Raw genomic sequence first — 12984 nt, 5'->3', positions numbered from 1 at the left:
GACGATTCCCCTTCCTCACCCTCAGGCCTTCCCCATGCGCATCCTGGTTACCGGCAGCGCCGGCTTCGTCGGTTCGGCCCTGACCGAGCGCCTGCTCGCCCGTGGCGATACCGTGCTCGGTTTCGACAATCACAACGATTACTACGATCCCGCGCTGAAAGAAGCCCGCCTGGCACGTTTCGCCACGCACCCGGCGTACACGCACCTCCGCGCCGATCTCGCCGAACAGGCGGCGGTGGATCGCGCGTTCGCCGACTTCCGGCCCGAGCGTGTGGTGAATCTCGCCGCGCAGGCCGGCGTGCGCTACTCGATCACGCATCCGCATACCTACGTGCAGAGCAACCTCGTGGGTTTCGTGAACGTGCTCGAGGCCTGTCGCCGGCACGAGGTGGGGCACCTCGTGTATGCATCGTCCAGCTCCGTGTACGGCGCCAATCGCAAGATGCCCTTCGCGGTGGAAGACGCCGTGGACCATCCCGTCAGCCTCTACGCGGCCACCAAGAAGTCGAACGAGCTGATGGCCCATACCTACAGCCACCTTTTCGGGCTGCCGACGACCGGCCTGCGCTTCTTCACCGTCTACGGCCCATGGGGGCGTCCGGACATGTCGCCGATCCTGTTCGCGAGCCGGATCATGCGCGGCGAGCCGATCGACGTGTACAACCACGGCCAGCACAGCCGCGACTTCACCTATATCGACGACATCGTCGAAGGCGTGATCCGCACGCTCGACCACCCTGCCACGCCGGACCCTTCCTACGATCCGGTCGCACCGAACCCGGGATCGTCCGCCGCGCCCTACCGTGTGTACAACATCGGTAACGACGAACCGGTGCAGCTGCTCGATTTCATCGCGACGCTGGAAAAACACCTCGGCCGCACGGTAGAGAAACGCCTGCTGCCCATGCAGCCGGGCGATGTGCCGGATACGTGGGCGGATGTGTCGGCGCTGCGGCGGGACGTCGGCTATGCGCCCTCGACGTCGATCGACGAGGGGTTGGCGAAGTTCGCCGCGTGGTACAAGGCGTTCTATTCCCACGCCTGACCGCTTGCGCTCGATGTGGGAGCCGCTTCAGCGGCGATGGCTGCTTGCCGCAAGCTTGCCCGCTGCCGCGGGATCGCCGGCGAAGCCGGCTCCCACAATCCTTCTAGCCGTCACAGCAACCGGCGCAGCAGGCCAGAGGCGCGTTTGGTCTTCCGCTGCACGGCGTAACCCAGGATGTCGGTGCCGGCCAGCAACGTGAACCAACGCCGCGCGCGGGTCACCCCGGTATAAACGAGCTCACGCGTCAACACGGGCGACGCGTCGGGCGGCAGCGCCAGGGCGGTGTGTTCGAACTCGGAACCCTGCGCCTTGTGCACCGTCATCGCATAGACCGTTTCGATGGCGGCCAACCGGCTCGGCACGACGAAGCGGATGCGTTCGCCGCCATGCTCGTCCATCACGGCGAAGGCGACGCGCAGTGCCATGCCGCCCTGCCCATCCGGCACCCATAGCGTCACTCCCACATCGCCGTTCATGAGGCCCAGGGCGTAGTCGTTGCGCGTGAGCATGACAGGGCGGCCTTCGTACCAGCCGCCCGTCGCCTCGATAAGACCCCGATCAAGCAGCCCCTGGGCGATGCGCGCGTTCTGTGCCAGCACGCCATGGTCGCCGAGGCGCGTGGCGCAGAGGAGCTGAAAACCGGCGTAGGCGCGCAGGGCGCCGCGGCCCCACGCCGCGACGGCTGCGTCGTCGGCTCCGACCGGCGGACGCTCGCGTTCGATCCAGTCGAGATAGTGCCGATATCCCGGGGCATCGTCGCGGCCCTCGATGGCGAGCTTGGCAATCGCCGTCGGCGTCGGCGTGCCGAGCACCACGTCGTCGAACATGTCGAACGCCGAACGCGCCCGGGTGGCATCGCCCTCGTTGATCGCAGCGGCAAGCGCGCCGATGCCGCTGTCGCTGCCGAAACGGCGACTGAAGCGCAGCATCGCCACGTGCTGGTCCAGTGCCGCGGCATCGTCGCCGTTCGTCCATGGCGTGACGTCCTCGCCGCAAACCGCCTGCACCCAGTCGCGGGTGGACGGAGCGTAGTGACCGGCGTCGGCGCGTGCGCAGAGATCGCCGAGCACGGCACCCGCTTCCACCGACGACAGCTGGTCCTTGTCGCCCAGCAATACGAGGCGCGCATCGGGCGGCAGCGCTTCGAGCGTCGCGGCCATCATTTCCAGATCGATCATCGACGCCTCGTCGATCACGAGCACGTCGAGGTGGAGCGGATTCTCCGCGTTGTGCCGGAAGGCACGCGAATCCGGACGCGTGCCGAGGAGGCGGTGGAGCGTGGTCACCTCCGCGGGGATGGCCTGCTTCACCGACGGATCCACCTGCAACTGGGCCACCTGCGCCGCGATGGATGCGTTGAGGCGCGCAGCGGCCTTACCCGTCGGCGCGGCGAGGCGGATACGCAGGCGACTTCCGCCGTCGCGCAACGCCAGCGTCTGCAAGAGACCGAGCAGGCGCACGACCGTGGTCGTCTTGCCGGTACCGGGCCCGCCCGTGATGACGGCGAAGCCGGAGCGCGCCGCGAGGGCACACGCGATCTTCTGCCAATCCGGGTGCAACGCGTCGGCCGGGAAAAGGCGGGCGAGTTCCGCGCCGAGGCCGGCGTCGGCCTCGTGAACGCCCATGCGCTCCTGGATGGCTTGCGCCACGCGGGCCTCGTCGCGCCAGAAGCGGCGCATGTAGAGCATGCCGTGCTCCATGACCAGCGGAGCGGCAGGGTCTCCCGACGGGTCCGCGACCACCTTCGAGGCGGAAAGGAAGGAGATCGGATCCCCGAGGTCCGGCTCCCGTTCGCGCAAGGTCTCCAGTGGCATGCAGATATGCCCTTCGCCCAGTTCATGGCTCAGCCATGCCGCAGCGATCTGCACGCGAGGATCGACCCCCGGGTCCAGTTCGCGCAGGAAACGCGCGAAGGCGCGATCGACGGCCGCGATGCGGCCTTCGGCGAGGGCCTGGTCGAGCCAGACGGCACTGTCCGCGATCATGCGGCCGCTCCTTCGAACAGGGCGTCCATGGCTTCGATCATCGCCCTTGGAGGCCGCTCCACGTGTACGCCGTGGCCACGGCCGTCCACACCGCGCAGATAGAGGTACACCGCGCCGCCTACATGGGTGTCGTAGTCGTAGGCATCGCCGAGCCGGCTGCGCAATTGCCGGTGCAGCGCCAGGAGATACAGCGCGTACTGAAGCTCGTAACGCGATTCCAGGATCGATTGCCGCATGGCGGCCGCGGTGTACGCGCGTTCGTCCGCGCCGAGCCAGTTCGACTTGTAGTCGACGACATACCAGCGCCCGTCATGCTCGACGATCAGGTCGATGAAGCCCTTGAGCATGCCGTTGATCGTATCCGCCGCGAGGTGCGGCCTTCCCTCGGCGCCCAGCGTGTGCTGGCGCACGATGCGATCCAACGCCAGCGTGTCCACCTTGCGGGATTCGAAGAGGAATTCCAGCTCCGCGCGGTAGCGCGTGGGTTCGTCGAGGTCGGCGAGCGCCACGGCGCGTCCTTCCGGCAAGGGCATCGGTGTGCGCAGCAGCACGATCAGCCAGTCGGTCAACAGGTCGATGTAGCGGGACCAGCCACGCCGCTCGCAACGGCGCGCCACCGTGTCGCGCAGGCGGTCGCGCTCGGAGGCGATGGCGGCGAAGCCTTCGTCGGCGATCCATTCGAGCAGATCGTGCAGGAACGTGCCGGCTTCGGCGCCACGCTCGAAGGCGTGAATGCCCGTGACCGCCGGCACCGGGACAACGGGCTCGGTCGCATACTCGACGATGACATCGTCGGCCGCGGTCTCGGGCGCCGCGATGTCCTTCGCATAGCGCAAACCGCTATAGCTGGCGATGCGCCACGGCTCGGCGCGCCCCATGGACGGTTCGCGTGCCACCCGCGGCGCCACCTCCCGCTCGGCCGGGACGTAACGATGCTCGTCGGGCACAGGCATGTACTCCACGCGAATCGACGGGACATCGTTCGCGAGTTCGCGAAGCAGGCCCGCGATCGCACCGTTGCCGATCTCCTTGCCACCGCCCAGCAGGTGGCCGAACGCGCTGCGGTGCACCTGCGGGGTGCGCGAGTTGTTGTGGCACACCGGCGCCACGCCGACATAGCAGGCATGACGGGCGCGAGTCATGGCCACGTAGAGCAGGCGCAGGTCTTCCTGGAGCTCGGCCAGGTCGGCCGCTTCCTTGGCGCGCTCGGACGCCTCGCCACCTTTCGACTTGCTCACCAGCTCCAGCTGGCTGCCCGTGCCGTCGTGGTAGCGATAGGCGGCCTGCCCGGGATGCGTGCCGCCGCTGGCGCACACGAAGGGCAGGAACACCAGCGGATATTCGAGGCCCTTGGACTTGTGGATGGTCACGACCTTCACGACGTCGTCGTCGCTTTCCAGCCGCACGAGCTGGTCGTCGCCGTGATGGCCGGCGGTGTCCGCGATGCGTTCGGCGAGATGGCGGATGAGCGCCTGCTCGCCGTCGAGGGTGGATGCGGCGTGCTGCAACAGTTCGGCAAGGTGGAGCACATTGGTGAGCGCCCGCTCGCCGCCGGTGCGGCTCAGCAGGCGCGCAGGCAGGTCGAAGCGATGCAGCAGGGAGTGCAGCATCGCGAGCACGCCGGCCTGTTGCCACACCTGATGCAGGCCAACGAACAGCTCGCCACGCCGCTCCCAATGGGTTTCGTCGGTATTCAGCCGCTCCAGCTCCGCATACCCGAGATCGAGCGTGCGCGTGGCAAGCGCGGCGCGCATCGCGACATCGGATGCGGGCGACGCCACAGCACGGAGCCATGCCAGCACGTCACCGGCCTCGACGCTCTCCAGCACGGAATCGCGGTCGGAGAGGAAAACGCTGCGAACCTGCCGTGCAGCCAGCGACGAACGCACCTGCGCCGCTTCGGCGCGGCTGCGCACCAGCACGGCGATATCGGCAGGCTTCAGGGGAACGAGGCGGTCCCCGCCCTCCGCGAACCCGGTATCCCCGCGCGCGGCGCCTTCCAGCAATCGCACGATCTCGCTGGCGCAGGCATCCGCCATCTGCTCGCGATAGTGCCGCACGCCGACGGGTGCCTCGTCGTCGAGCAGCCAGAGGCGCAATGCGGGCTGGTCTGCGCCGCCGGCCACGAAGCGTTCGGCCCTGCCCTTCGCCTCGACGGGCACGAACGGCAGGCTGCGCTCCGGAAAATGGAACGCGCCCTGGGGGTGTCGCTCCCCATGCAGGAATACCGCGTTCACCGCCTCCACCATGGCCTGGGTGGAGCGGAAGTTGGTATGGAGGCTGTAATGCGGGGCGCTCGCCTGCCTCCGCGCGGAAAGATAGGTGTGGATGTCGGCACCGCGGAAGGCGTAGATCGCTTGCTTCGGATCGCCGATCAGCAACAGACCCACATCCTGCACGCCTGCGTACACGCGGCTGAAGATGCGGTACTGGATAGGGTCGGTGTCCTGGAACTCGTCGATCAGCGCCAGCGGAAACTGCCTGCGGATGGTCTCCGCGAGCACGTCGCCAGTGGGGCTGCCCAGTGCGGCATCCAGGCGTTGCAGCAGGTCGTCGAAACCGATCTGTGCGCGCTTGCGTTTCAGCGTGGCGAAGCGTTCGCGCACGCGAGCCAGCGCATCGACCAGCAGAGCATGGCGAATTTCCACCCTGCCTTCGGTTCCCGCTTGCCAGGCATCCAGGGCGGCAAAGGCCGGATGTTCGGGACGCGCCTTGCCCTTGCCGGTGGCATCGCCCAGGCGCGTGGCCGTGAAGCGCTGGAGTTCTTCTTCGCTCGCCTCGCCACCGAACGCCCAGCGGCGCAAGGGCGCGAGGTAACCCGGCATGCGGTCGGGCCGATAACGGTTGTTGTTGAGCACCTTGGATGCGGAAGCATCCGTCAGCAGCGCTTCGATGCGGTCGACATCGGCGCGCCACGCCGAGGCGGCCTCCGCCAGCAGGCGCTCGTTCTCCGCCTCCCATGCTTCGCGCGCGGCAAGCAATGCCCGCGGGTCGGTCACGGCGTCGAGGATCTGCCCGTCGACGCGCAGGGTCACGTCGCCGCCATGAAACAGCGGCTTCAGCGAGCGCAGCAGATCGTCGGGCGAACGCCATTCCTGGAGAACGGCTTCCGCCTGGCGCGGCGACAAGGGATAGAACGCCTGGCGCCAGTAATCGCGCACGCAATCTGCCAGCAGTTCGCTTTCGTCGGGCTCCAGCGTGAGCGCGAAGGCATGGCCGCTGCCGAAGGCGTGCTGCGTGAGCATGCGCTGGCTCCAGCCATGGATGGTGAAGATGGCGGCTTCGTCCATCCATTGTGCCGCCAGTTCGAGTCGTCGCGCGCAGTTTGCATGCGCTTCCGCCGGGTAGGCCGCGATCAGTTCCGCGAGGAACGGTTCCGCGGAGGCCGACGCGCGGAAAGCCGTGGCGGCCTCGACGAGGCGCGCGCGGATGCGCTCGCGCAGTTCCTGCGTGGCGGCTTCGGTGAACGTGACGACGAGCAGCTGCGGCGGCAGCAACGGCTGCGGCAAACCGTGACCAAGCACGGCGCGCACGTAGAGCGCGGCGATGGTCCAGGTCTTTCCGGTGCCGGCGCTCGCTTCGATGAGGCGCACGCCATGCAGCGGCATGGACACGGGCTGCAGCGGTGCGACGCTCATGCCGCCTCCACGCGCAGCGCGCCAAGGAAATCCGCATAGGCGGGCAGCCAGTCCACGAAGCCACTTGCCAGCAACGCCCCGAACTGCGGGAAGGCACGACGCAGGTATGCATCCTGGTCGACCTCGCCGGGAACGCGCGTGCCGGGCGCCGCGGGGCCGTAGGCCACGCGTGCGGCCGTTTCGGCTTTGTCCTCGTCCGCTCCAAGCCATGCCAGCGCCGTGCGTACGGCGACGGGCAGCGGACGGCGCATACCCTCCCGCCACATCCGCACCACGCGGAGCAGAAAATCGTGTGCCATGTCGCTATCGAGCGGGGGCATCACGATGGTGCTGTCCGGGCCGACATAGCGCGTTTCCACGACGACGCCCGCGGCCTGCGCAACGAGATGCTCGACCCACGCCTCGACCAGCCGATGTGCCGCGGGGCGCCCTTCCCTGTCGATGACGGCGGTAGGCGAGGCGCGTAAGGACACCAGGCGCCCGCCGCCATCCATGCGCAAGCCGGCCAGCCAGTCCTCGATGACCAGGCCATCGATCGAGACGGCCAGTTCGCGCTTGCCCGCATCCACCGGCCAGCGCGCGCGTTCGGCCGCGTACCGCGCATGCACGGCTATCGCACCCTCTTCCAGCGTACGCCGCGCCATACCGGCGAAGCCGCCCATGGGAAGCGCGCCGCTACGTTGCAGCCTTGCGCTCGCCCTTTCGATGGCACGCACGGGGTCGTCGCCCTCTTCACGCAGCGCCGCGCGCAGCAGCGTGTCGGTCATTCCGTAGCGGTCGAGACCGCCCAGGGAGAAGGGCTCGTTGTCTTCGGTCGCCGCCTCCGCCGCATCGAAACGCACGCCAAGCCGGGCATTGAAGAACTCGCGCACGGGATGACGCAGAAAGCGGCGCAGGGTGGCGATGGGTATGGCCCCCTCGACGGACAGGGGATCGAGGGCGGCGTCACGGTGCTCGTCGCGCGCGTCGTGCGCCACCCGCCATTCGCCCGCATAGGTGAAGAGGCGCGGATCGCCTTCCTGGAAATACGCCCGGCTGAACGGTTGCAGAGGGTGGGTTACCGTAAGGGCCGACAGCACGTCGCCGCCGCCTTCCATCCGCCACCCTGCCGCGAGATAGTCGCGCAGCTGGCCCACCAGTACCGACGGCGCGAGTTCCGCGTTGTCGCGTGCGCTCCGCCCCACCCAACCCACATGCAAGGCGTCGCGCGCCGAGAGAAGCGCCTCCAGGAACAGATAGCGATCGTCCTCGCGGCGCGAGCGATCGCCCGGACGCCACGCACCCGATCGCGCCATCAGGTCGAAGTCCATCGGCGGCCGCGCACGAGGGTAGTCGCCGTCGTTCATGCCGAGCAGGCAAACGACACGAAACGGGATCGCGCGCATCGGCATCAGCGTGCCGAAACTCACCGCGCCGGCGAGGAATCGCTTCGAAAGGCCGCCCTCGTCGAACGGCGCCAGCCAGGCCTCGCGCACGACCTCCACCGGCAGCGGCTCGGCGAACGAGGCCTCGGCACAGGCGCCTTCCCAGGTCTCCAATGCATCCAGCAGACGCTCCTGGAGCATGCGGTCATCGGGGCTCGACGGCGCGAACAGGTCGCGCAGGAGCGCGCGCAGGCGCTCGCCCCACGCCCCGGGAGACGCAGGTTCCGCCAGTTGACGCCAGTGCATGCCGAGCGCGTCCAAGAGGTCGGCCAACGGCCCGACCAGACGCGCATCCAGGCCGCCCACTTCGCCGTAAGGCTCGATATCGCCCCAGGCCTCGCCCTGCCCCGCGGCGTACCCGAGCAACATGCGCCGCAGGCCGAAGAACCAGGTGTTCTGTTCCAGGGCGGGGAGGCCGAGGGAAGCGCGCTGCGCCGCATCCAGTCCCCAGCGCACGCCGGCACCTTCGATCCAGCGATGCAGGAGCGGAAGATCGTCCTCGCCGAGGCCGAAGCGTTCGCGCACGGCCGGCACGTCGAGCAGGTCGGCCATGTCGCTCACACCGAAACGCGACTCGGGCAACGCCAGCAGCATGTCCAGCGCCATGACCATCGGCGCCGTGCCGCGCGCGGTGCGGTCGGCGATGCTGTACGGAATGAAGCGCGCATCGTCGCGCGGCACACGGCCGAACACGGCATCGATGTGTGGCCCGTAGGTTTCGATGTCGGGCACCATCACGATGACATCGCGGGGAAGGATGGGATCGCCCTTGCGCGAGGCCTCTTCGAAGCGCGCCAGCAACTGGTCGTGCAGTACTTCCACTTCGCGCTGCGGGCCATGGGTGACGTGGAAGGCGATGGACGTGTCGCCCTCTTTCAACGCGTATGGCGTGACGGGCAGCGGCTCCAGATCGAGGATGGCCCCTTGCACCTGTCCAAGCAGCGTATCGGTGCGCGGCTCCGCGAACAGGTCGATACGCTGATCCCACGCGGTGAAGCGGTCGCGGTAAGCCTCCGGGTTGTCGAATTCGTCGAGCAGGCGGATGTAATCGCGCCCCTGCTTGCCCCACGCCGCCAGCAGCGGATGGGCAAACATGTGCATGTCCTCTTCCGAGGGCAGCGCGGGCATGCCGGGCTTGGCCTGCTGGCGCCGACGCTCGGCACGCAGCAGTTCGCGATCGTCCACGATGTCCGCCCAATAGTGCCGGCACGGGTTCATCACCACGAGCAGCACCTGCGCCCAGCGGCCGAGTGCGGAAAGGGCTTCCAGCGTCTGCCGCGGCAACGAGGACATGCCGAAGACCACGATGCGCCTGGGAAGCGCCTTGGGGCGTTCGGTGGCACCGGACACGGCGGCGAGGAAGCGCTCGTGCACCGCGGCCCGGTGGCCATGGGCCTCCTGTTCGCCCACGTCGGCCAGGAGGCGCCGCCACAGCTCGGCCTGCCAGAGATCGGCCTCGGAGAGGGTCGGCGCGCCGCCGCGCGCGTCGCGCGTCACGTTGCGCGATGCCGCCCAGTCGTCGAGCCAGTCGGCGCGATAGACCTGGTACTGGTCGTAGAGATCGGCAAGGCGCTCGGCCAGCTGGTGGCGCTTGCGCGCGTCCGTCCCGTCGCCGAGGAACGCCGCCAGGGGCTCGAACCCGGGCTCATGCGAAACGGCAGGCAGCAGCCGCATCAGGCGCCACACCAGCCGCGACTTGTCGAAGGGCGATGCCTGCGGCACCGCGTCGCGCCCCAGCACCGCGCGATAGGCTTCCCAGAGGAAACGGCCGGGCAACTCCACGTCCACGGCTGCGGCGATGCCCAACCCACCCTCGTCGCGCCCGCGGGCCAGCGCCATGCGGAACCACTGCGCAATGCCGTTGGACTGCACGAGCACGCGCTCGTCTTCCAGCGGACGCAGCGGCGTGCGCGCCAGCCAGCCGACCAGCACGTCGCGCAGTTCTTCGAGGCGGTTGCCGTGCAGGACCATCAGGCCCGGCACGATGGTGTCCACGTCGCTCAATGGGCGGCTCCAGGGCGAAACTTCGCGATGGGCATCATCGCCGATCCGCGTCTCCCCGGGTGAGACCTCAGAATGGCTTGGCCACCACGAGGTACACGATGGCGAGCAGCACCAGCACCGGCAGCTCGTTGAGGATGCGAAGGGTCTTCGGAGCCGGCAGCGCGCCGCCGGCGATGCTCTTCTTCAGCAGACGCCCGGTCCAGATGAAATAGGCCAGCATGAGGATCACCAGCGCGATCTTGGCGTGCAGCCAGCCACCGGTCACGTGGAAGTACAGCCACAGCACGAGGCCGAAGATGAAAGCGAGGCCGAACATGTTGTGGCCGAACTTGTAGAGGCGGCGGCCCATGAGTTCGAGGCGCGCCTTCACCGCCGGCTCGGCGCCCGCTTCGACGATATTCACCAGGATGCGCGGCAGGTAGAACACCGTGGCCATCCAGGCGATGACGAACACGATGTGCAGGGACTTGGTCAGAAGGTAGGCCACCGGCATCGCTCCGTCATGGAAAACGGCGAGTTTAGCCTACGGTGCGACAGGCACAAAAAAAGGAGCCCGAGGCTCCTTTTTGTGGTCTTCGTGCCACTTCCAAAGGGAAAGTGGTGGGCGGTACAAGGATCGAACTTGTGACCCCTACCATGTCAAGGTAGTGCTCTACCGCTGAGCTAACCGCCCGAAGAGCTGCGCAGTTTAGCGGGCGGCGGCGGGGCGTGCAAGGGGGCGACAGATTGCCGGCCGCCCCGCCGCGAGCCCGAGTCACTGGGCCCCTGCCTTCGCAGGGGCGACTGCCTCAGCGCAGGGCTCTTTCACGCAGGCGGTGGATTTCGTCGCGGAGCTTGCCTGCCTCCTCGAACTCCAGGTTCTGGGCATGCTTGTACATGCGGGCCTCGAGTTTCTTGATTGTCGAGCCGACCTGCTCCGGACTTAGCGCGCCATAGTCCGTGGCCTCCTCGGCGACCTTCTTCGTCTCCTTGCCCTTCCTGCCCTTGCCGCCGCGCGAACCCACGTCGGCGCGTGCGCCTTCCATGATGTCGGCGATGCGGCGAACCACCGTCTTCGGGGTGATGCCGTGCGCCGCGTTGTACTCCATCTGCTTCTCGCGGCGGCGGGCCGTCTCGTCCATGGCTTCTTTCATCGAGCCCGTGATCTCGTCGGCGTAGAGGATGGCCTTGCCGCGCACGTTGCGGGCCGCGCGGCCGATCGTCTGGATGAGCGAACGGGTGGAACGCAGGAAACCTTCCTTGTCGGCGTCGAGCACCGCCACGAGCGACACCTCGGGCATGTCGAGGCCTTCGCGCAGGAGGTTGATGCCCACCAGCACGTCGAACTCGCCCAGGCGCAGGTCGCGAATGATTTCCGTGCGCTCGACGGTGTCGATGTCGGCGTGCAGGTAGCGCACCTTCACGTCGTGCTCGGAGAGGTAATCGGTGAGGTTCTCCGCCATGCGCTTCGTCAGCGTCGTGACCAGCACGCGGTCGCCCATGGCCACACGCTTGTGTATCTCGCCGAGCAGGTCGTCCACCTGGGTGCGCACCGGGCGCACTTCCACCTCGGGATCGATAAGTCCGGTGGGGCGTACGACGAGCTCCACCACGTTGTCGTCCGAGCGCTCCAGCTCGTACTTCGCCGGCGTGGCGGACACGTAGATGGCGCGCGGCGCGCGACGTTCCCACTCCTCGAAGCGCAGGGGCCGGTTGTCCATCGCCGAGGGCAGACGGAACCCGAATTCCACCAGCGTTTCCTTGCGCGAGCGGTCGCCCTTGTACATGGCCCCCAGCTGCGGCACGGTCACGTGCGATTCGTCCACCACCATCAGGGCGTCCGGTGGCAGGTAGTCGAACAAGGTCGGCGGCGGTTCACCCGGGCCGCGGCGGGTCATGTGGCGCGAGTAGTTCTCGATGCCTTGGCAGAAGCCCACTTCGGCCATCATTTCCAGATCGAAGCGGGTGCGCTGTTCCAGACGCTGCGCCTCCACCAGCTTGTTGTCGCGGTACAGCTGCTCCAGACGCTCGGACAGCTCGACCTTGATCGTCTCCATCGCGTTCAACACGCTCTGGCGCGTGCTCGCGTAATGCGTCTTCGGATACACGGTGTAGCGCGGCACCTTGCGCAGCACCTCGCCGGTGAGCGGATCGAACAGCGACAGGTTCTCCACGTCGCCGTCGAACAATTCGATGCGAAGCGCCTCGGATTCCGACTCGGCGGGAAACACGTCGATCACTTCGCCGCGTACGCGATAGGTACCGCGCCGCAGTTCCATCTCGTTGCGCACGTACTGCAATTCGGTGAGCTGGCGAATCAGCGCGCGCTGCTCGATATGCTCGCCTCGCGAGAGGATGAGGCGAAGGCTCATGTAGTCCTCGGGATCGCCCAGGCCGTAGATGGCCGAGACCGTGGCGACGATCAGCGCGTCGCGCCGGGACAGCAGCGCCTTCGTGGCGGCAAGCCGCATCTGCTCGATGTGGTCGTTGATGCTCGAATCCTTCTCGATGAAGGTGTCCGAGGCGACCACATAGGCTTCAGGCTGGTAATAGTCGTAGTAGCTGACGAAGTACTCCACCGCGTTGTGCGGGAAGAACTCCTTGAACTCGCCATAAAGCTGCGCCGCGAGGGTCTTGTTCGGCGCCAGGACGATGGTGGGCTTCTGGACCTTCTCGATCACGTTCGCGATCGTGAAGGTCTTGCCTGAGCCGGTCACGCCGAGCAGGGTCTGCGCGGCCAGGCCGGCCTCGAAGCCCTCGGCAAGGCGTGCGATGGCCTCGGGCTGGTCGCCGGAGGGCTTGTACGGGGAAACGAGCTGGAAGCGATCGGTCATGGCTGACGATATGCTGGTTCGGACGTCGAGTTTAAAGCGCTGGCGCCTACGTGCCGTGATGTGGGGCACCGACTG

6 protein-coding genes and 1 tRNA gene are annotated in these 12984 nt (G+C 67.6%); 1 reads left to right on the top strand and 6 read right to left on the bottom strand.

The window, feature by feature from the left end; translation table 11 throughout:
- The first annotated feature begins 34 nt into the window (after window positions 1-34).
- Entirely contained in the window at window positions 35-1045 is a 1011-nt protein-coding gene (locus HBF26_RS17410) for an NAD-dependent epimerase (protein ID WP_167129283.1), read from the top strand.
- A 110-nt stretch (window positions 1046-1155) separates the two neighbouring features.
- On the opposite strand, the gene recD is transcribed toward HBF26_RS17410, so the two are convergent.
- From recD to uvrB, 6 genes are all read right to left on the bottom strand, one after another.
- Window positions 1156-3030 carry an exodeoxyribonuclease V subunit alpha gene (gene recD, locus HBF26_RS17405; protein ID WP_167129281.1) on the bottom strand — a complete coding sequence of 625 codons (1875 nt, stop codon included), beginning with the start codon at window positions 3028-3030 and terminating at the stop codon, window positions 1156-1158.
- Window positions 3027-6668, bottom strand: a complete 3642-nt coding sequence (gene recB / locus HBF26_RS17400) for an exodeoxyribonuclease V subunit beta (RefSeq protein WP_167129279.1) — start codon at window positions 6666-6668, stop codon at window positions 3027-3029. The genes recD and recB overlap by 4 nt, the downstream gene beginning before the upstream one ends.
- Window positions 6665-10087 (bottom strand): exodeoxyribonuclease V subunit gamma, encoded by a 3423-nt coding sequence (gene recC / locus HBF26_RS17395; protein ID WP_338039700.1) that lies wholly within the window; start codon window positions 10085-10087, stop codon window positions 6665-6667. Before recC ends, recB begins: the two co-directional genes overlap by 4 nt.
- Window positions 10088-10163: 76 nt before the next feature.
- Window positions 10164-10589 (bottom strand): CopD family protein, encoded by a 426-nt coding sequence (locus HBF26_RS17390; protein WP_167129277.1) that lies wholly within the window; start codon window positions 10587-10589, stop codon window positions 10164-10166.
- Window positions 10590-10694: 105 nt separating this feature from the next.
- Window positions 10695-10769 (bottom strand) — tRNA-Val (locus HBF26_RS17385).
- A gap of 115 nt (window positions 10770-10884) precedes the next feature.
- Window positions 10885-12909, bottom strand: a complete 2025-nt coding sequence (gene uvrB, locus HBF26_RS17380) for an excinuclease ABC subunit UvrB (protein ID WP_167129275.1) — start codon at window positions 12907-12909, stop codon at window positions 10885-10887.
- Between the last annotated feature and the right edge of the window lie 75 nt (window positions 12910-12984).

The organism is Luteibacter jiangsuensis (assembly GCF_011742555.1).
Taxonomy (GTDB): Bacteria; Pseudomonadota; Gammaproteobacteria; order Xanthomonadales; family Rhodanobacteraceae; genus Luteibacter; species Luteibacter jiangsuensis.
This window is presented reverse-complemented; position numbering and strand designations above follow the sequence as displayed.